The organism is Yinghuangia sp. YIM S09857, assembly GCF_051388915.1.
Classification (GTDB): Bacteria; Actinomycetota; Actinomycetes; order Streptomycetales; family Streptomycetaceae; genus Yinghuangia.
Genome location: NZ_JBPKBH010000002.1, coordinates 387,533 through 406,767, shown reverse-complemented (window position 1 = coordinate 406,767; position 19,235 = coordinate 387,533). Strand labels below are relative to the sequence as shown.

The 19,235-nt window shown below is 72.8% G+C and carries 18 protein-coding genes; 11 read left to right on the top strand and 7 right to left on the bottom strand.

The window, feature by feature from the left end:
• The first annotated feature begins 50 nt into the window (after window positions 1-50).
• Window positions 51-968 carry an SDR family oxidoreductase gene (locus tag ACRX5S_RS05055; protein WP_436771515.1) on the top strand — a complete coding sequence of 306 codons (918 nt, stop codon included), beginning with the start codon at window positions 51-53 and terminating at the stop codon, window positions 966-968.
• A gap of 486 nt (window positions 969-1,454) precedes the next feature.
• On the opposite strand, the gene ACRX5S_RS05050 is transcribed toward ACRX5S_RS05055, so the two are convergent.
• From ACRX5S_RS05050 to ACRX5S_RS05040, 3 genes are all read right to left on the bottom strand, one after another.
• A complete protein-coding gene (locus ACRX5S_RS05050) occupies window positions 1,455-2,867 on the bottom strand; it encodes a family 2B encapsulin nanocompartment shell protein (protein ID WP_436771514.1) in 1,413 nt (470 codons plus the stop codon).
• A 389-nt stretch (window positions 2,868-3,256) separates the two neighbouring features.
• On the bottom strand, window positions 3,257-3,556 hold the full coding sequence (locus tag ACRX5S_RS05045; RefSeq protein ID WP_436771513.1) for a DUF1876 domain-containing protein: 300 nt from the start codon (window positions 3,554-3,556) through the stop codon (window positions 3,257-3,259).
• A gap of 146 nt (window positions 3,557-3,702) precedes the next feature.
• On the bottom strand, window positions 3,703-5,313 hold the full coding sequence (locus tag ACRX5S_RS05040; RefSeq protein WP_436771512.1) for an ABC transporter substrate-binding protein: 1,611 nt from the start codon (window positions 5,311-5,313) through the stop codon (window positions 3,703-3,705).
• A gap of 259 nt (window positions 5,314-5,572) precedes the next feature.
• On the opposite strand from ACRX5S_RS05040, the gene ACRX5S_RS05035 reads away from it, so the two are divergent.
• Both ACRX5S_RS05035 and ACRX5S_RS05030 read left to right on the top strand, forming a co-directional pair.
• On the top strand, window positions 5,573-7,819 hold the full coding sequence (locus tag ACRX5S_RS05035) for an amidohydrolase family protein (RefSeq protein WP_436771511.1): 2,247 nt from the start codon (window positions 5,573-5,575) through the stop codon (window positions 7,817-7,819).
• Window positions 7,803-8,609: a cytochrome P450 gene (locus ACRX5S_RS05030; protein WP_436771510.1), complete on the top strand. Its 807-nt coding sequence runs from the start codon at window positions 7,803-7,805 to the stop codon at window positions 8,607-8,609. Before ACRX5S_RS05035 ends, ACRX5S_RS05030 begins: the two co-directional genes overlap by 17 nt.
• A 98-nt stretch (window positions 8,610-8,707) precedes the next feature.
• On the opposite strand, the gene ACRX5S_RS05025 is transcribed toward ACRX5S_RS05030, so the two are convergent.
• Window positions 8,708-9,496 (bottom strand): tyrosine-protein phosphatase, encoded by a 789-nt coding sequence (locus ACRX5S_RS05025; protein ID WP_436771509.1) that lies wholly within the window; start codon window positions 9,494-9,496, stop codon window positions 8,708-8,710.
• Window positions 9,497-9,898: 402 nt separating this feature from the next.
• On the opposite strand from ACRX5S_RS05025, the gene ACRX5S_RS05020 reads away from it, so the two are divergent.
• The 3 genes from ACRX5S_RS05020 (at window position 9,899) to ACRX5S_RS05010 (ending at window position 13,024) form a co-directional block, all read left to right on the top strand.
• Window positions 9,899-10,999: a calcium:proton antiporter gene (locus ACRX5S_RS05020; protein WP_436771508.1), complete on the top strand. Its 1,101-nt coding sequence runs from the start codon at window positions 9,899-9,901 to the stop codon at window positions 10,997-10,999.
• 134 nt (window positions 11,000-11,133) lie between these two features.
• A complete protein-coding gene (locus ACRX5S_RS05015; protein WP_436771507.1) occupies window positions 11,134-12,180 on the top strand; it encodes a small ribosomal subunit Rsm22 family protein in 1,047 nt (348 codons plus the stop codon).
• A 280-nt stretch (window positions 12,181-12,460) separates the two neighbouring features.
• Window positions 12,461-13,024, top strand: coding sequence for a hypothetical protein (locus ACRX5S_RS05010; protein WP_436771506.1), 564 nt, complete (start codon window positions 12,461-12,463; stop codon window positions 13,022-13,024).
• A 197-nt stretch (window positions 13,025-13,221) separates the two neighbouring features.
• Here the strand turns inward: ACRX5S_RS05010 and ACRX5S_RS05005 are convergent, their stop codons facing one another.
• Window positions 13,222-13,641 carry a DUF6463 family protein gene (locus tag ACRX5S_RS05005; RefSeq protein ID WP_436771505.1) on the bottom strand — a complete coding sequence of 140 codons (420 nt, stop codon included), beginning with the start codon at window positions 13,639-13,641 and terminating at the stop codon, window positions 13,222-13,224.
• A gap of 79 nt (window positions 13,642-13,720) precedes the next feature.
• On the opposite strand from ACRX5S_RS05005, the gene ACRX5S_RS05000 reads away from it, so the two are divergent.
• Window positions 13,721-14,311, top strand: a complete 591-nt coding sequence (locus ACRX5S_RS05000; RefSeq protein ID WP_436771504.1) for a TetR/AcrR family transcriptional regulator — start codon at window positions 13,721-13,723, stop codon at window positions 14,309-14,311.
• Between the two features lie 149 nt (window positions 14,312-14,460).
• On the opposite strand, the gene ACRX5S_RS04995 is transcribed toward ACRX5S_RS05000, so the two are convergent.
• Together ACRX5S_RS04995 and ACRX5S_RS04990 are read right to left on the bottom strand one after the other, a co-directional pair.
• Window positions 14,461-14,934: an ATP-binding protein gene (locus ACRX5S_RS04995; RefSeq protein WP_436771503.1), complete on the bottom strand. Its 474-nt coding sequence runs from the start codon at window positions 14,932-14,934 to the stop codon at window positions 14,461-14,463.
• Entirely contained in the window at window positions 14,931-15,854 is a 924-nt protein-coding gene (locus ACRX5S_RS04990; RefSeq protein WP_436771502.1) for a SigB/SigF/SigG family RNA polymerase sigma factor, read from the bottom strand. The genes ACRX5S_RS04995 and ACRX5S_RS04990 overlap by 4 nt, the downstream gene beginning before the upstream one ends.
• A 297-nt stretch (window positions 15,855-16,151) precedes the next feature.
• Between ACRX5S_RS04990 and ACRX5S_RS04985 the strand changes: the two genes are divergently transcribed.
• From ACRX5S_RS04985 to ACRX5S_RS04970, 4 genes are all read left to right on the top strand, one after another.
• Window positions 16,152-16,625 carry a hypothetical protein gene (locus ACRX5S_RS04985; RefSeq protein WP_436771501.1) on the top strand — a complete coding sequence of 158 codons (474 nt, stop codon included), beginning with the start codon at window positions 16,152-16,154 and terminating at the stop codon, window positions 16,623-16,625.
• A gap of 108 nt (window positions 16,626-16,733) precedes the next feature.
• Complete coding sequence (locus tag ACRX5S_RS04980) at window positions 16,734-17,720, top strand: alpha/beta hydrolase (protein ID WP_436771500.1); 987 nt, start codon at window positions 16,734-16,736, stop codon at window positions 17,718-17,720.
• A 172-nt stretch (window positions 17,721-17,892) separates the two neighbouring features.
• Window positions 17,893-18,663: an SDR family NAD(P)-dependent oxidoreductase gene (locus ACRX5S_RS04975; RefSeq protein ID WP_436771499.1), complete on the top strand. Its 771-nt coding sequence runs from the start codon at window positions 17,893-17,895 to the stop codon at window positions 18,661-18,663.
• A 49-nt stretch (window positions 18,664-18,712) separates the two neighbouring features.
• Window positions 18,713-19,213, top strand: a complete 501-nt coding sequence (locus ACRX5S_RS04970; RefSeq protein WP_436771498.1) for a hypothetical protein — start codon at window positions 18,713-18,715, stop codon at window positions 19,211-19,213.
• Window positions 19,214-19,235 lie beyond the last annotated feature (22 nt).

Below are 19,235 nucleotides of genomic sequence, written 5' to 3'. Positions count from 1 at the left end.
CGGGCCCGGCGCGGCGGCCGCAGGGGGACCCATGAGCTGAGGAGCACGGCATGTCCGCCACACCACTCGACGGCAAGGTCGCACTCGTCGCGGGGGCGACGCGCGGCGCGGGTCGCGGAATCGCCGTGCAACTGGGGGAGGCGGGGGCGACCGTGTACGTCACGGGCCGCAGCACCCGCACGAAGCGTTCGGAGTACGACCGTCCCGAGACCGTCGAGGAGACCGCCGAGCTGGTCACCGCCGCGGGCGGACACGGCGTCGCGGTGCCCACCGACCACCTGGAGCCCGACCAGGTGCGCGCGCTCGTCGAGCGCATCGACGCCGAGGAGGGGCGCCTGGACGTCCTGGTCAACGACGTCTGGGGCGGCGAGAAGCTCTTCGAGTGGGAGAACCCGGTCTGGGAGCACGACCTCGACAACGGCCTGCGGCTGTGGCGGCTCGCGCTCGACACCCACGCGATCACCAGCCACTTCGCGCTGCCGCTGATGCTGCGCAACCCCGGCGGCCTGGTGGTCGAGATGACCGACGGCACGGCCGAGTACAACGCCGTCACGTATCGCAACTCGTACTTCTACGACATCGCGAAGACGGCCGTGCTCCGGATGGCCTTCACGCTCGCCCACGAACTCGGCCCGCGCGGCGCGACCGCCGTCGTGGTCACACCCGGGTGGCTCCGCTCCGAGATGATGCTCGACGCGTTCGGGGTCACCGAGGAGAACTGGCGCGACGCCACCGAGCGCGTACCGCACTTCGTGATCTCCGAGTCGCCGTCGTACGTCGGCCGGGGCGTCGCCGCCCTCGCCGCGGACCCCGAGGTCGCACGCTGGAACGGGCAATCGCTCTCCAGCGGGCAGCTCGCGCGCGAGTACGGCTTCACCGACCTCGACGGCAGCCGGCCCGATGCGTGGCGCTACATCGCCGAGGTCCAGGACGCGGACAAGCCCGCGGACGCCACCGGGTACCGCTGACAACCTCCGGACGGGCGCGGGGAATGGTCGAGCGCCACTGAGCGGCAGGACGCGAGGGCGCGGTCAGCTGGCCGCGTACACGCGCCCCGGCTGCCCGGGCTCGTTCCCAGCCGGTCCCGCCGGTCCCGCCGGTCCAGTCGCGGGGGAGAGGGGTGCGGACGCGCCCGGCGCTGCCGCGCTGCCGTCCGAAACCGCGGCACTTGCCTGGGCGTCCGCGTCGGATCCGGACTCGGAACCGCACGCCGTGGCCGAGATGACCACAGGTGCGATGCCGACCGCCGCCGGTCCTCGTACCCCTCGTCCCCCACTCCTGGTCACCACGCGGCCAAGGTACCCGCCCCGGCCGCGCGGCCCCGCGCGCTGTACGGAATGCGCGGAGTCCCGGTCGGCACCCGTCGCTGCCCGCCCGACCGGGGCAGCACGGGACCGGCGCGGCGCCCGGACACGGCCCCGTCCCCGTGCCGCGATGCCCGTGCGGCGCTCCTTCTAGCCGCGCGGCCGGGCGATCTCCGCGTTCTCCAGGATCCCGAGCGCGTCCGGGACCAGGACGGCCGCCGAGAAGTACGTGCTGACCAGGTACGACACCACGGCCTTCCGGTTGATGCCCATGAACCGCACGTTCAGCCCCGGCTCGTACTCGTCCGGGATGCCGATCTGGTGCAGCCCCACCACACCCTGGTCGTCCGCCCCGGTGCGCATCGCCAGCACACTCGACGTGTGCCCGTCCGCGATCGGGATCTTGTCGCACGGGAAGAGCGGTACGCCGCGCCAAGCCGTCACGCGCGTGCCCGCCACGTCGACGTGGTCCGGATACACGCCGCGCCGGTTGCACTCGCGCCCGAACGCCGCGATCGTCCGCGGGTGGGCCAGCAGCAGCTTGGTGTCGCGCCGCATGGCCAGCAGCTCGTCGAAGTCGTCGGGGGCCGGCGGGCCCGCGTGCGTCTGGATGCGCTGCCCGGGGTCGGCGTTGTGCAGGAGACCGAAGTCCGGGTTGTTGACCATCTCGTGCTCCTGGCGCTCGCGCAGCGCCTCGATCGTCAGCTTGAGCTGCTGCTCGACCTGGTTCATCGGGCTGTTGTAGAGGTCGGCGACGCGGCTGTGCACCCGCAGGACGGTCTGCGCGACGCTCAACTCGTACTCGCGCGGGGCCAGTTCGTAGTCGGCGAAGGTGCCCGGCAGGTCCGGCTCGCCGTCGTGGCCCGAGGCGACGGCGATGTCCGCCTCGCCCTGGTGATTGGCGGGCTGCCCCGTGTCGGCCCGGAAGCGTTCGAGCGCGGCGGCCAACTCCGGGGAGCGCTCGGCGAGTTCCCGGACGGCCGCGGCCGGCAGGGCCAGCACGGTGCCCGCGGTCGCGGCACGCGCGCCGAAGGCCCAGGTGGCGTCCGGGTCGGTGAGCGCCTCGTCGCCGAGGTGGTCGCCTTCCGCGAGCGGGCCGAGTGCGCTGTCGTGGTCGTACTTGCCCGGACGGATCCGGTCGACCTTGCCGCGGCCGACGAGCAGGATCGCGTCGACCGCGGCCCCGGCCTCCACGAGGACGTCGCCGCGCGCGAACTCGCGCTGCGTGCAGCGCGACGCGAGCTCCGCCAGCAGGTCTTCGTCGTCGACGCCGCGCAGGGCCGGGAGCTCGGCGAGGGTCGGCGGGACGACGCGCATCGCCGCGCCCTCGCGGACGAACGCCACGCGTCCGCGCCCGACGGCGTACGCGAGGCGGCGGTTGACGCGGTACGTGCCGCCGTCGGCCTGGACCCAGGGCAGCATGCGCAACAGCCAGCGCGAGCTGATGCCCTGCATCTGCGGTGCGGACTTGGTGGTGGTGGCCAGGTTGCGTGCGGCCGCCGTACTGAGGCTCAGTCGGGCGGCCTGTTCTTCGGTCTGCTCGGGCTCCGCTGCGATGGACATCGGCTTCCCCTCCCGCCGGTGCACTGCCGAAACGCGCGGGCCCGGCGGCGTGGTCCGGGCGGGCGGCCCGGGGACGCGTCCCGCGTGGCTGCCCGCGGACCAACCGGTCGTACGCCCGCGCTCCCAGGTAACGGCGGAGCCGGGCACGGGAGCAACGGCGTGCGAGCGCACCGGAGGGGCGTGCGGTCCCGCACGTGGCGCGCCCCGCGGGGCGGCAGGGCGGGCGTACTCGAACGCCGGGTCATGCGGAGGCAAGGTTAGAAGCAAGGAGCAGCGCCCGGACGCGAGTCGGCGTCCAGGCGGCGCGGTACTCGGGCTCGCAGTACTCGGGCTCGCGGTACTCGGGCGTCGCGGTACTCGGACCGGCGGCGTCCGGGCACGGCCGGCGCTCAGACGCGCGGCGACGCGAACTGCCCGGTGGCGGCCTCGATGTCCGCGGCCGCGGCGTGCAGCATGCGGTGCGCCAGGTCGGAGAGCGCGCGGGCCGCGGCGAGCTCGTCGCCGATCTGCGGGACGTCCCGGTCGGCCGGGTGCTTGCGCGCGTTGCCCCAGGCCCGCAGGCCGTCGCCCGATCCCGCGTCGAGCCGGGCCTCCGCGTGTGTGCGCACCGAGATCCCGCCGTCGAACTCGTCGACCCCGGTCTTCTCGGTCAGGTAGATGTCCACAGTCCAGTGCTTCACGGCGGGCATGGTCCCCACCTCCGCTCGGATGGCTGTCCGCTTCCCCGGTTGTTCCATTGTCGGACGCCGTGGCGGAGGTGGGAACCTCCCGTTTTATCGCTTTTCCCTACATTTGCTGGAGCCTGCGCCGGAACCGGAGCCCCGGCGCTGGACGATCAGCGCCGCCCGAGCCGGTCCATCATCAGCACGCCGTCGTTGCTGAGCAGCAGCCCGGCCACGCTGGTCTTGTGGAACACGGTGATGCGGCCCTCCTGGTACGGCCACAGCGGCACGTCCTTCGAGACCGCCGTCATGAGCGCGTCGTACGCCGCCTGCCGCTGCGCCGGGTCGCTCGTCTTGCGGCCCTGGTCCAGCGCGGCGTCCGCCTCGGCGCTCTTGTAGCCCAGGAAGTTCGTCGGGCTCTGGCTGTTCAGGTAGGCGTAGACCGTGGGCTCGACGTCCGAGACCGTCCAGTTGTGCAGCGCGGCCTCGTACTGCCGGTTCACGCGCACCGCCTGCGTGTAGGACACGATCGCCAGCGCCTGCGTCTTGACCTCGATGTTCTTCAGCGTGTTCAGCTGGGTCTGGACGTACTCGCCGGTCTTCGTGGCCTGGTTGTTCTGCGGCACCAGGTAGGTGAACTTGAGCGGCTTGCCCTCGGCCGCCAGCTCGTCGAGCAGCTTCTGCGCCTCGGCGCGGTTCGCGGACGGCAGTTTCGCCGCGTTCGCCGAGACCAGCGGGCTGTCCGCCGGGAACAGGCTGGAGCTGGGCACGCCCTGGTTGGTGAAGGCGACCTTGTTCATCTCGTTCGGGTCCAGCGCGAGCGCGACGGCGCGGCGGGCGCGCGGGTCGTCGAACGGCGGCTTGGACGAGTTGAACACGATGGCCTCGCCCACGATCACCGGCACCTGGCTGACGCCGAGCCCGAGGTCCTTGGCCTTGGCCCCGTCGGTCGAGCTCGCCGAGACCTTGAGGTCGCTCTGCCCGGTGGCGACGCTGTTGAGCGCCTGCGTGCTGTCGCTCATCACCCGGAAGACGACCTTGTCGAGCACCGGCTTGTCCGGGCCCTGCCAGTACTTGGGGTTCTTGGTGAACACCATCTGGCTGTCCCGCGCCCACTCGGACAGGACGAACGGCCCGGCGCCGACCGGCTTCGCGGCGAATCCGGCGGGGTCGTTCTGGAGCGCGGTCGGCGACGGGATGAAGGCCAGCGACGACGCGACGACGCGGTCGAAGTTGGCGTTCGGCGCCTTGAGCGTGATCTTCAGCGTCAGCGGGTCGACGACCTCGGTCTTGTCGATCGCGGCGGCCGAGCCGGCGACGAGCGAGCGGCGCTCGGGGTTCTTGTGCTCGTCCCAGGTCCACTTCACGGCCGCCGCGTCGTACGGCGTGTCGTCGGTGAACTTGATGTTGGGCTTGATCTTGAGCGTCCAGACCTGGCCCGTCGCGTCGGCGGTGAGGCTCTCACCGGTCTGCGGCAGCGGCTTGCCGGTCTTGGGCTCGCTGTAGAAGAGCGAGTCGTACATCGCGTTGAGGCGCGAGCTGTCGGTGTAGTAGTTGCTGATGGCGCCGAACGGGTCGACACGGCCCATGTCGGTGACCGAGATGACCTCCAGGGAGCCGCCGGACTTCGCCGCGCCGGTGACACCCGGGTCGACGCCGTCGCCGCTCTTTCCGCCGCCACCTCCTCCGCAGGCGGCGGCGAACAGGCCGGTGAGCGCCGCCGCCGCGGCGACCAGTGCGCGGCGGCGACGGCCAAGTGGGCCGCGGGAGTTCGCAGGGGCCATGTCGTACGTCCTTCCGGGAGCTGTCGTACGGAACTGCCGGGTCCGCCACGGATATGGAGCCTTCCATTCCGTTTTTGAAACCGGCACACGCACGCGTGTTGACACGTGCCGTGCAGGGGCAATGCCTAACTGACACTGCATCAGATGTCTACAGTGCTTCGCCAGGTAACGTTTTTGTGGTCGAATAGTCGAAATATTCGTTCACAATACCGCGCGTTTCGGCTTCCCTTCTCACCCCGTCCGACCGACACTGGCGCGCATGTCAGCACCCGAATCCGCACGTCACACGCCCAGCCCCGGCACCACGCCGCACGACCGCACCCCGCACCCGGTCGTGGACGGCGACGGCCACATCGTCGAGGCGCTGCCGGTGCTCACCGACGTCATCCGCAAGGTCGCCGGACCGGACGCGGCGGACCACTTCCTCGGTTCGTCGCCCACGTACGCCTCCCGCAGCAGCTCGGACGGCCGTCTCGCCGAGCTCACCGGCGACCAGCGCCGCCCCGGCACGTGGATTCCGCCGTGGTGGTCCCTGCCCGGCGACACCCTCGACCGCGCGACGGCCTTCCTTCCGTCCCTGCTGCACGAGCGCATGGACGAGATAGGCCTCGACTTCGCGGTCCTCTACCCCAGTGTGGGCCTCGTCGCCTCCGGCCACCCGGACGACACGATCCGCGCGGGGGCCTGCCGCGGCGTCAACACCTACCTCGCCGAGCTCACCGACGGCCTCCAGGACCGCATGACCCCGGCCGCGGTGATCCCCACCCACACCCCCGACGAGGCCGTCGCGGAACTCGAACACGCCGTCGGGCGCCTGGGGTTCAAGGCCGTGCTCCTCAACAACATCGTCGCGCGCCCGGTCCCGGGCGGCCCCGACGGAGCGCGCTGGTACGACGTCCTGGCCCTCGACAGCGTGTACGACTACGACCCGGTGTGGCGGCGCTGCGTCGAACTCGGCGTCGCCGTCACCGTGCACACCCCGACGATGGGCATCGGCCTGCGGCAGTCGTCCACCCGCTATGTGCACAACCACATCGGCACCTTCGCCGCGGGCGGCGAGGCCTTCGCCAAGGCCCTCGTCATCGGCGGCGTCGCCCACCGGTTCCCGACCCTCAACTTCGCCTTCCTGGAAGGCGGCGTCTCGTGGGGCGTGCAACTCCTCGCCGACCTCGTGGGCCACTGGGAAAAGCGCGGGGGCCCCAACATCGGCACCCTAGACCCGTCCCGCCTCGACCCTGCCCTGTGGGACGACCTCTTCGCGCGCCACGGCGGCCGCCACTTCGCCGCACCCGGCCTGGCCGCGGGCCTCCGCGGGCAAGCCGACAACCCGCCGCCCGACCTCGACGACTACCGAGGCAGCGGCATCGGGTCGCCCGCGGACATCGCACGCATATTCGACCGCTTCTACTTCGGCTGCGAGGCCGACGACCCGACGATCGCGTGGGCCTACGCCGACCACATCAATCCCTGCGGCTCCATCCTGCGCCCCCTCCTCGGCTCCGACATAGGTCACTGGGACGTCACCGACATGCGGGAGGTGGTGGCCGAAGCCCGAGAACTCCTCGACCACGGCCACCTCACCCCCACCCAGTTCCGAGCCTTCGCCTGCGACAACACCATCCGCCTCCACGGCTCCATGAACCCCGACTTTTTCGAAGGCACCCCCGTGGAGACCTACGCCCGCGCGCTCCTGGCGGACCCTCAGTCGTGGGTGGGCAACACGCCTGAGAACGGTCGTCAGCAGCACGCCGACCGCCCCCGCGCTCAACGGCCGCCCGTGCCTGGAAGGCCGCACGTCGGCCCGGCCGGGCAACCGGACGGCCGCGGTTGGTGCAGAGGCGCCGGCCGCCGGCGACCAGCCTCCGACCTCCGACCGCCGACCTCCGACCGCCGACCTCCGACCTCCGACCGCCGACCTCCGACCGCCGACCGCCGACCGCCGACCGCCGACCGCCGACCGCCGGCCAACGGCCACCGGCCGTCAGTCACCCGCCGCCGACGGCCGCGTGCTCGGTGGGTGACTTGCGGCGACGACTTGCGGCTGGGGGTCGGATTTATCCAATCCTCTTGTCTTGCGTGCTGGGAGAGTGACGGGACGTGGGTGGCCGTGGGGGAACGGATGGTGCTTGGGGATGAGTGCCCGGGTGCGGCATGCGGTGCCAGACCTGGCCGATCCCGGGTTGTACGCCGATCACGATCCGCACGCCGTGTGGCGGGCGTTGCGGGCGTACGACCCCGTGTACTGGCAGCCGGTCGGCGCCCCTCACGTCGGCCGGGGCCAGGGGGCCGGAGGCCCGCGTTGCGACGCGGGCCCCGGCTTCTGGGCGGCGACGCGATATGCCGATGTGGACCGGATCCTCCGCGACGACGTGGCATTCGCGTCCGGGACGCGCCGGTACGAGGGGGTGCCCGGGGCCCTGACGCGCGCGTTGAGGATGCGGTCGGCAGGTCGGCACCTGGGAGACGTTCGGCGCGGGATTCGTGGGCTTGTGCGGAAGGGCGGTGACTCCTTCGACCTCGCGCGGGCCATGCGCGAGTTGCCGCTTGCGGTACTCGGGCCGCTGCTCGGGCTGCCCGAGGGGGATCGGCCGCACCTAGGCCGCCTGGCCATCGCCGCCTCGTCGGACGACGACCCGGACGCGGAGGGCGCGTTGTTCGCGTACCTGGACGGTCTGGTCCGGGAAAGAGCGCGCGAGCGAGGCGACGATCTCGTGGGGACCATGCTCGGCATGCGGCACGAGGGCGTACGCCTGACTCCGTCCGCCGTTGCGGCCAACTGCCACCGACTGCTCCTTGCCGCCGCCGTCACCCTGTCGCAAGTCCCGGTCGCCACGGTCATGGAGCTCTCCGACAACGGCGGCTACGCGGCCTGGGCCGCGCGGCCCGATCTGCTCGGCAGCGGTGTCGAGGAGAGCCTGCGATGGGCCTCGCCGACCCGCTGCGTCGTGCGTACCACGCGGTGCCCGGTCGAGTTGTCCGGAGTCGTCGTCCCCGAGGGACAGGTCGTGGTCGCCGTTCTCGCGTCGGCCAACCGCGACCGGCGCGTGTTCGCCGACCCCGACCGGTTCGACGTCGGCCGCCGTCCCAACCGGCACCTGGCGTTCGGCACCGGCGCGCACCACTGCGTCGGCGCCGACGTCGCCCGGTTCGCGTTGGGTCTGCTGTTCACCGAGCTGTTCGCGGCGTACGCGCGACTGGAGGTGGTCGGCCAGCCGGTGCGCATGCGCTCGGTCTTCGTGGACGGGGTGACGAGCCTTCCCGTACAAGGTCGTCCGCGCCGCGCACCCCGCTGCTGAGAGGCCGGACGAAACCCCCGGGCCGCGAAAGCTCGGGGGCCGCGAAAGCCCCGGGCCGCGCAAGCTCCGAGGCCGCGCGAGCTCGGGGCCCGCGCGGCTCAGCGGTCCAGGAACCGCGAGCGCAGCGCCTCGATCTCCGCCTCGCCGACGCCGTGCGGTGCGAGGAGCGCCGCGAAACCGGCGTGCGCGGTGGTCACTTCGGCGAGGAACGTCCGGATCGTCTCCTCCTCCGCGCTCAGGATCACCGCTGGAACGGCGCGCCCCGCGAGCCCCGGCAGCACCGCCGTCGTGTGTGCGCGGATCGCGTCCAGTGCGAGCTGCGTGCGGGTGTAGTCGGCGACGATCGTGTCCTCGTCGGCGTCGAGCAGGCTCAGCACACATGCGGCGACGATGCCCGTACGGTCCTTCCCGGCCGTGCAGTGCACCAGCGCGGGAACGGCCGCCGGGTCGGCGAACACCCTTACCAGGTCCGCGAGATGGCCCGCACCCTGGGAGGCGATGGTGGCGTACCACAGGCCGAACTCACGCGGCCCGAAGGGCGTGGGCCACATCGGGGCCGCCGTCTCGGAGGCGCCCGCGCCGGACCCGCCGCCGCCCGCCGACAGCGTGGCCAGCTCGACCGCGCGCATCTCCACGGCCGACGGCAGCACCGGCCACGGCACCGCCGCCCGCTCGCCGGCGTGCCGCAGGTCGACCACCAGGCCGAGGCCCAGCGCGTCGGCGATCGCGGCGCCGTCCGCTGCGGTCAGGTCGAACGGCGCGGCCGAGCGGAACAGCAGGCCCGGGCGCACCCGGGAGCCGTCGCGGGTCGTCAGCCCGCCCAGGTCGCGCAGGTTGACGAGGGGAAGGCCGGCCCCGAGCGGGGACAGCGCGGTCTGGGCGGTCATGGCACTCCTCGGGCGGCGCGGGCCGTCACTTGCGAGTCGCGGTGTGCGGTGCGACGTGCGTTCCCTACGCACTATGGCGGGCCGCCGTGAACGACACGTTCCGGCCCGATGGAGGCCCGGCATACGCGGCACCACGGCCGTCGGGCCATCGGATGAAGCCGCGGTGCCAGAAACTGAACTACAGCTGATAGCTATATGACTAAAAGTTGCAAGACCGAGGCGGGAGCGGGTGCGGCGCCGCCCGTTCGGGTGTCGGGAGGGCAGCCGGGAGCAGGCGTCCGGCGGGCCGCGGCGCGGTACGCGAACGGTGCAAATCGGCATCCGGGTGACAGTTGCAGCGTGAGATACACCGCATGGGCCGTTTAAACGCGTGAGCAAGATTTTTACGGGAAACAAACGGGCATGGTGACTCGCTCGCGCTCCGTCCTGTTCCAGCGAACGACGGTGGTACCCGTCCTTGCCCTCCTCGCGCTCGTCCTCACCTGGGGACGGGACGTGCCCGGCTGGGTCGTCGCGGTGGCCGCCACACTGCTCGCCGGAGCGGTGCTCTCCGCCGTGCACCACGCCGAGGTCGTGTCCCACCGGGTGGGCGAACCGTACGGCGCCCTCACCCTCGCGGTCGCCGTCACCGTCATCGAGGTCGCGCTGATCGTCACCCTGATGGCCGACGGCGGCGACAAGAGCGCGTCACTGGCCCGCGACACCGTCTTCGCCGCGGTGATGATCACCTGCAACGGAATCTTCGGCCTCAGTCTTCTCGTCGGCGCGCTGCGCGGCGGCGTCGCGCGGTTCAACCCGGAAGGGACCGGCGCCGCCCTCGGCACGGTCGCCACGCTCGCCGGCCTCAGCCTCGTCCTCCCGACCTTCACCACCAGCAGCCCCGGCCCCAAGTTCTCCGCCGGACAACTCGTCTTCGCCGCCGTCGCCTCCGCGATGCTGTACGGCCTGTTCGTCGCCACCCTGACCGTCCGCCACCGCGAGGAGTTCCTGCCCCTCACCTCCGAGGGCCGGGTCATCGAGGAGGAGGACCACGACAACCCGCCGACCGTCCGCGACGCGCGGACCAGTCTCGGGCTGCTCGGCCTTGCCCTGGTCGCCGTGGTCGGCCTCGCGAAGGTGGTGTCGCCGACGGTCGAGTCCGGCGTCGAAAAGGCCGGGCTGCCGCACGCGGTCGTCGGCGTCGTGATCGCACTGCTCGTGCTGCTGCCGGAGTCCATCGCCGCGGTACGCGCGGCCCTGCGCGACCGCGTGCAGACGAGCCTCAATCTCGCCCTCGGGTCCGCGATGGCGAGCATCGGCATGACCATCCCCGCGGTGGCCGTGGCCTCGATCTGGCTGGACGGCCCGCTGCTGCTCGGGCTCGGCAGCACCCACATGGTGCTGCTCGCGCTGACGGTGGTGGTCGGCATCCTGACCGTCGTCCCGGGGCGGGCCACCCCGCTCCAGGGCGGCGTGCACCTGTCGCTGCTCGCCGCGTACATCGTGCTGGCGATCAATCCCTGAGGCGGCCCGGACCGGTCCACTTGGCACCTCGTCCCCGTCCCCGCTCCCCGTCCCTGTGTCCCCGCCTCCGTCCCTGTCTCCGCCCCGGCCGCGGGACGCCGGTCGCCCGGCGTCCCGCTGATAGGGTCGCGGCCATGAGCCCAGCACCGCCGGCGCACCGTTCCGCAGACCCGGCGGGGGAGGCCCTCGGCAGCACCGCGGACCTCGCGGCCGCCGCCGCGGCGGAGTTCGGCAACGCCACGCGCGGGCTCGCGCAGGCCTACCAGGAACTGTCCGACCTGTACCGCGGCGGCGGGGCGACGCCGGACGACTCCCGCCTCACACAGCGCCATGTGCAGGCGTACCTCGCCGCGCGCATGCCGGCGACGCTGGCCGTGGACCGCGCGGTGTTCGACGCGGTGGTGCGCCGACGCCCCGAGTGGCGTCCGGCGTCCGTCCTCGACCTGGGCGCCGGGCCCGGCACCGCGACCTGGGCCGCGGCCGAGGCGTTCCCCGGCCTTCAGCACGCGGCGCTGGTGGAACAGGCGTCCGCGATGATCGACGCGGGGCGCAGGCTCGCCGCGCGCTCGGCCTCCGCCGCGGTCCGCGCCGCGACCTGGCACCGGGCGTCCGTCGCCGCGCCGCCCGCCGAACCTGCCGAACTCGTCGTCGCGTCCTTCGTGCTCGGCGAACTCCCGGACGACACGCTCGGCGCGACGGTCGACCGCTGGTGGGACCTGACCCGCGGCGAACTCGTGGTCGTCGAACCGGGGACCCCGGCGGGCTTCGCCCGGCTGCGCCGCGTCCGCGACCGGCTGATCGCCGCCGGGGCCACCATCACCGCGCCCTGCCCGTCCGACGCGGCGTGCCCGATGAGCGGCGACGACTGGTGTCACTTCGCGGCACGCGTCACCCGCTCCGGCGTGCACCGCGCCGTCAAGGGCGGCGAACTGGGCTTCGAGGACGAGAAGTTCGCGTACGTCTCGGCGTCCCGCCAGGCCCCCGCGCACGCTCCCGCGAGGGTGCTGCGCGCCCCGCAGATCCGGCCCGGCCACATCCGCCTCACCGTGTGCGAGGCTCCGGAACTGCGCGAGGCGGTCGTCGCAAAGAGCCGCAAGGACGCGTTCCGTTGGGCACGCAAGGCGCACTGGGGCGACGAAGTCCCGCCCGGGACGCTGAAGGACGACCGCGGCCCACGCTGACGGTGCGGCTCCGGGCCGCCGCTTCGCGCGACGGCCCGGAGTGACCCCATCCACACACGGGTTCAGATCTACCGTCCCGCGCGCCCGGATTCCGGCAGGCCGCGCCGCGGCGCGCCCGGCGTGTGTGCGAGACCACCCGTTCGGCCCTTCCCCGCAAGGCCCTTCGCGCCATTCGCGTTATCGGACGCCGATCCCGGGCAGCCGCAGCACAGAGACACGGGGGCCACGCCCCGGGGCGGCGACGCCCCGAACTCCACTTCGACACCGAAGGGTTGCGGACATGTTGCTGCTGGGACTCCTGCTCCTGATGGCGACCGGCGCGTTCACACTCCTGCTCATATCCGAGAACCGCACCGGGACTCCGGACTACACCGTGACGATGTTCGACCAGGACATCGGGACCATGAACAGCGTCCAGGTCTTCCTGGCCGGGATCGCCCTCGCCCTGGTCTTCGCCTTCTCCGTCTGGATGACGACCGTGGGCGGCGTGCACGCACGGCACCGCATGGCCGAACTCCGGGACGCCCGGGCGCAGGCCAAGCACGCCTCCGCCGAGGCCCGCGAGGCGACCGCCCGGCTCAACCGCACGGAGGCCGAGCGGGACGCGATGCACACGCGCCTCGCGGAGAACGACGAGGCCGCCAAGGAGGCGGCCCGGGAGGCCCGCGCCGAGGCACGCCAGGCGCGGGCCGCCGAGAAGGCGGAGCGCAAGGTCGAGCGCAAGGCCGAGGCGCACAAAGCCCGTTCGGCGCGCAAGGCGGCCGCGGGCGGCACCGCCACCGAGGCCAAGCCGTCGCGCACCGCCGAGATGAGGGCGCGGTTCCGGCACCTCATCCGGCACTGACGGTCGCTTCCGCCGGACGCGACCGGTCCCGCGCCGCGGAACACGGCGGCGGACGCGTCGACGGCGGGCGTTCGGGACCGGTGGCCCGGAGGCGCGGCGAGTGTCGCGTCTCCCGGTCACCGGGGGTTCGGGCAACTCCGCCGCGCACCAATGCTGTTCGCCGACCGCCGACCGCCGACCGCCGACCGCCGAGGCCGCTACCCGTCGCCCTCCGCCCGCTTCCCGGCCGAACGGCCGGACGAAGCGCGGAACGCCGGAACCGCGAGCAGGATGAAGAACCAGAAGCCGCCGTCCGGCATCAGCAGGACCATGGCGCCGAGGAACACCGCGAACCAGGCCACCGCGCGCGGCACGCGGCCGGTGCGCCGGAACTCCTGGCGGGCCCACAGCCCCGCGAGCAGCATGGCCGGGCCGCCGAGCATGTACCAGAAGAACCTTTCGCGGTCGACGTCGCCCGATGCGCCGCCCAGGCCGTGGGCGAGCACGTCGCCCGCCTCCGACCCGTACTCGACCAGGCCGTACACGACGTGCAGGGCGGATATCGCGATGAACCCCCAGGCACACCACCACCCCGCGCCCCTCGTAGTTGTGGATCGGACGTCTGTTCCGGTTGCCACGCGGACCACCTCGTCTCGTCCCGGGATCCCCAGGATCCATACAGCTCTGCATGGATGTTCCGTACACTACTGTATGCGTGTGGCGAGGACACAGGTGACCCGGGAGGAATGGATCGACGCGGCGGTGGCCGCGCTGATCGAGGGAGGCGTCGCGGCCGTGCGCGTGGACGTCCTCGCGAAGCGCATCGGCATCACCCGCGGCAGCTTCTACTGGTACTTCAAGGACCGCGACGCCTTGGTCGCGGCCGCCCTGGAGACCTGGGAACAGCGGGCCACCGCGGACATCATCGACGGCCTGCGCGAGATCCCCGACCCCGTGGAGCGCCTGCGCAGCCTCTTCACCCAGGCACTCACGGCCGACAGCTACTCGCGCCTGGAACCGGCCCTCGCCGCCGACGCCCGGCACCCGCTCGTCGCGCCGGTGCTGCGCCGCGTCACCGAGCGCCGCGTGGCGTTCATCGCGGACGTGTACGAGGCGCGCGGGTACGAGCGGACGACCGCGCGGCGGCAGGCGATCGTGGCCTACGCCGCGTACACGGGCTGGCTCGACCTGCGCCACACGGCGTCCGAGGTGCTCCCCGAACTGGCCGAAGGGGGACCGGAGTCGGCCGAGACGCTGGCCCACCTCGCGGCGGTGCTGGACGTCGGCGTCCCGGACGCCGCGGGCTGACCGCAGCCGGGCGACGCAAAGGCCGCGGTCACGGCGGCCGCGGTCAGGACGGGCGCGGTCACGACGGCCGGTCACGACGGGCGCGATCACGGCGGGCGGTCAGGAAACGCCGACACCGCACGCCCGGTGTCGGCACACGCTCGGCCGGTCTACAGCAGCGTCAACCGCGGCCACACGCTCGGAAGCGGCACGCTCGCGCGCACCACCTTCCCACCCGGCGACGGCAGCACCCGCACGCCGTCGGCCAGGCGCGCCACGATGAGCAGCCCGTACCCCGGCCGCGCCGCGTCCCGCCCTTCAATCCGCAGGTGCCCGTGTCCGGAGTCGAGCACCGCAACGTCCGCCGCATCGTGCGTCAGCGCCACCGTCAGGCGGCAGGGCCCCGGCGCATGGCGGCAGGCGTTCGACACCAGCTCGGTGACGACCAGCAGCACGTCCGAGACCGCGGCGTCGGAGGTGTCGAGGCGCTGCCCTTCGCGGGCGGAGGCCAGGAACTCCGCGGTGGCGTGCCGGGCCACACCGACCGACCCCGGCATGCCGTCCATGTCCACGACGAGGACGTTGTCGCCGTCGCGCCTGCCGATCCTCCAACTCCGGGTACCTCGTGAGCGCGTGGTACTCATGCCGCCGCTCCGCGCGGCTCACGGGCGGAGGCCGGGTCGTCCGCCGGTCGCCCGGGCGCGGCGGCCGCCTCGTCGCCCTCAAGTCTGCGGCGCAGGAACGCAAGCGTGGCGGTGAGCAGCCGCGACACGTGCATCTGGGATATCCCGAGGCGGGACGCGATCTCGCGCTGCGGCATGCTGTGCCAGAACCGCAGTTCCAGCAGCAGTTGCTCGCGGTAGGCCAGCGTCTGCATCAGGGGCTTGACCGACTCGCGGAAGTCCACGAGGTCGAGCTCGCGGTCGTCGTAGCCGAGGCGTTCGCCGAGCGGCGTACGCCCCTGCGCCCCGCCGTCGCCGTCGTGCTCGCTCCCGCCCCCGGCGTCGAGCGAGTCGACCAGGTACGCGCGCCCCGCGTCCCGCCCGGCCTGCACCTCGTCCGGCGTCGCGCCGATCCGCTCGGCGATCTCCGTCGTGGTCGGCTCGCGTCCGATCTCCTGCTCCAGGCGGTCGGACGCGCGCGTCACGGCCAGGAACTGCTCCTGGAGGCCGCGCGCCACGTGGACGGGCCACGAGGTGTCGCGGAAGAACCGCTTGATCTCGCCCGAGATCGTGGGCAGTGCGAAGCTCGCGAACTCGACTCCGCGGTCCGGGTCGTAGGCGTCCACGGCCTTGATCAGTCCGATGATCCCGGTCTGGACTATGTCGTCGTACGACTCGCGCCGGTGCGAGTACTCGCGTGCGATGAACCGCACCAGCGGCAGGTTGAGCTGCACGATGGTGCCGCGTACCTCACCGAACTCGGCCGACGCGGCGTCCAGTGCACGCAGGTCGCGGATCAGGTCGTCGCTGAGCGCGCGCGCCTCGTGCTTGCCCATCGCGCGCAGTTCCTGGGCGGTGAATCGGGGCGGCCACTTCCGGCCGTCCCGCACTCGCGGGATCACGGGATCCACTCCTTGCACGTCGCCCTCGGGATCGGCCCGTGGACGCGCGTCGGGCGCGCCGACAGTTCCCTCGGGATCGGAGCCCCGCACGCGCCGCCCTGTCTCCGGGGGAACGGGATGCGGGACGCCCGGCACGTCTGTGCCTCAGGGGGCGGGATTTCCACCGCCCTGTCGGCCGGGCCACGTCGGCGGCCCACCGGCCTCACCAGGCACCTACCCAGTCTCCCGCGGGGAAACCGGAGGGGGGTTCGCCCGGTTCACCCGGTTGGCCCGGTCCGCACGGGGTAGCGCGCGGGCATGAACGGACTGATTCGGCTCAGAACGCGCCGCGGGCGGTGGGGCACGTCCGCGGGCGCCCTCTCCGCGGCCGCCGTGCTCGCGCTTGGCGCCACCGCGTGCGGCGACGACAGCAGCCCCGACGACGTGCGCGACGCGGTCTCCTCGGTGGAGAGCGCGCTCGACCGGGCGGGCGACGAGTTCGAGGACTTCAAGAACGGCGTCGACGCCGAGGACCAGGTCCAGGTGGGTCAGACGGCCGAGGACTCCGACGGCCGCGTGTCGGCACCGGTGACGGTGACCAACACGGGCGACAAGGAGGCCGACTTCCTGATCCAGATCGAGTTCCGCGACGCGTCCGGGGACCTGGTGGACACGATCGCGATGACCGTCGACAACGTGGCGCCCGGGCAGCGGGGCGACGGCACCGCCCGCAGCCACGTCAAGCCGTCCGAGGACGTGACCGCCCAGGTGGCCCGGGCCCTGCGGCACTGAGACGGAGAACTCCGCGGCGATCGCGGAACCGCCATGGATTCGGTTGCCTTCCGCTGTTAGCGTCGCGCGTCGTACGCCGTACGACCGCGCACCGGGAGGAACCGCCCCATGGACTACGCCGACGACCGCATCGACCCGCAACTGCGCGCGCTGATCCCCGTGCTGCCGCAGGTCGACGTCGCCGACCCCGTGCGGTTCCGCGAGGCGCAGCGCGCGCGGCAGACCCAACTCGCGGCCGCGGCCGGGCCCTTGGTCGGCGTCACCGTCGCGGACCGGACCGTGCCCGGCCCGGCGGGCGGACCCGACGTGCCGATACGCGTCTACGCACCGGACGGGGAACCCGCGCTGCGCGGCGTGCTCGTGTGGTTCCACGGCGGCGGCTATGTCTTCGGCGACATACCCAGTTCGGACCGCTCGTGCGCCGCCCTCGCGGTCGAGGCGGACTGCGTCGTGGTCAGCGTGGAGTACCGGTTGGCGCCGGAGGACCCGTACCCGGCCGGGCTGGAGGACGCCCACGCCGCACTCGTGTGGGTCGCCGAGCACGCTGCCGAGGTGGGCGGCGGGCCGGGGGTCGACGTGTCCCGGATCGCGGTGGGCGGGGTGAGCGCGGGCGCGGGCCTCGCCGCTGCGCTGGCGCTGTACGTCCGCGACAAGGGCGGCCCCGCGCTCGTGCTGCAACTCCTCGACAACCCGATGATCGACGACCGCGTCGACACCGTGTCGGCGCGGACCTTCACCGACACACCGCTGTGGAACGGGCCGCAGTCGCGGCTCGGCTGGCGTGCCTACCTCGGGGGCTCCGCCGACGGGACCTCCGCGGACGCCCACGTCGACGGGGACGTGCCCCCGTACGCCGCCCCGAGCCGGGCCGGCGACCTGTCCGGCCTGCCGCCCGCGTTCGTCACCGCCAACGAGTTCGACCCGCTGCGCGACGAGGACATCGCGTACGCCCTGCGGCTGCTCCAGGCCGGCGTCCCCGTCGAGCTGCACCACCGCCCCGGCACCTTCCACGGTTCGAACTTCCTGCCCGGCGCGGACGTCTCCGAGCGGGCCCGGCAGGACATGTACGCGGCGGTCCGGCGCGCATTCGCGTAACCGCAACGCGTGAAGCGCCGCGGCACCGCGGACCCCGGCGGCGAGCAGCCGGGCCGCGCGTCTGGAGTGTCGCGCCGCGCTGTGGCACGATCCGTCACCTCAGGGGCACGGCCGCGTGCGGGTGCCCGGTTCGTCGTGATCCGTTTTCGTCTTGATCCGTTGGAGTGAACGCATGTCGATAGTCCACGTGCCCGGCCGGTTCGACGGCAAGACCGCACTCGTCACCGGAGCGGGATCGGGCGTCGGCCGCGCGACCACGCTGCGCCTCGCGGCCGAGGGTGCGAACGTCCAGGCCCTGGACATCAACGCCGACGCGCTCGCCGAGACCGCGAAGCTCGCGGCCGACCTGGCCGGCAAGGTCGTGACGCGCGTCACCGACGTCGCGAGCCGCGACGAGTGCTTCGCGGCGGTGGCCGACTGCGTCGCCGAGTTCGGCGGCCTCGACGTCCTCGGCAACGTCGCGGGCATCGCCCGGGCGGAGCACGTCCTGGAGGTCACCGAGGCGGACTACCGTCGCATGATGGGCGTCAACACCGACGGCTACTTCTTCATGTGCCAGGCGGCCATCCCGCACCTGCTGGAGCGCTCCGGCAACATCGTCAACATCGCGTCGAACGCCGGGGTGATGGGCCTCGCGTACAGCGTCGTCTACACCATGTCCAAGGGCGCCGTCGTGCAGCTCACGCGCTCGCTGGCCTGGGAGTTCATCAAGACCCCGCTGCGCGTCAACGCGATCGCGCCGGGCGGCATCGAGACGAACCTCGTGGCCAACTACCAGATGCCCGCCGACGTCGACTGGGACATGGTCGGCCGCGCGACCACCCCGCGTCCGATGGCCCAACCCGAGGACATCGCCTCGATGTTCGCGTACGTCGCCTCCGACGAGGCGCGCAACGTGCACGGCGCCATCCTGAACAACGACACCGGCCTGACCGCAGGCTGACGGACCGTCAACCCTGGTGCCGGGCCCCGCCGTCGGTACGATCGTCCCCGTGGCTGTGGACGGGGGCGGAGACGGCGGGGCACCGGCCGGGACGGACGAGGCGCGCACGCCGCGCCTCGGACCCTGGGACACCGGGGCGAAGGTGCTGCACGGCCTGGGGCTCGCGACCCTGGCGATGTCCGAGCAGGTGCGGTTCTATCTGGACAGCGCCCGCGAGGGCCGCCCGGTGCCGGACCACATCGAAGCGGTGTTCAAGTCGGCCGTGTCGGTGTCGCGCGACGGCTCGTTCCACCGCACGCTGTGGGACGTCCAGGAGAACATCTCGTTCGGCCAGGAGCGCGCGGCCCTGTGGGCGGCCGTCTTCTTCGCGATAGTCGTGCGGCGCAACAGCCGCGGTCCGGTCGATCTCCAGAAGGCCATCTCCGTAGTCACGGCCGGGTATTGCGGGCTGGCCGCGATGGCGGGCTCGTACATGCTGTCGGCCGGGATCTCGACGTTCCTCCTGGTGGCGATCTCGATCGGGGCGATGTTCGCGTTCACGCGCGAGTAGCGGCAGGCGCGTTCGGCCGACC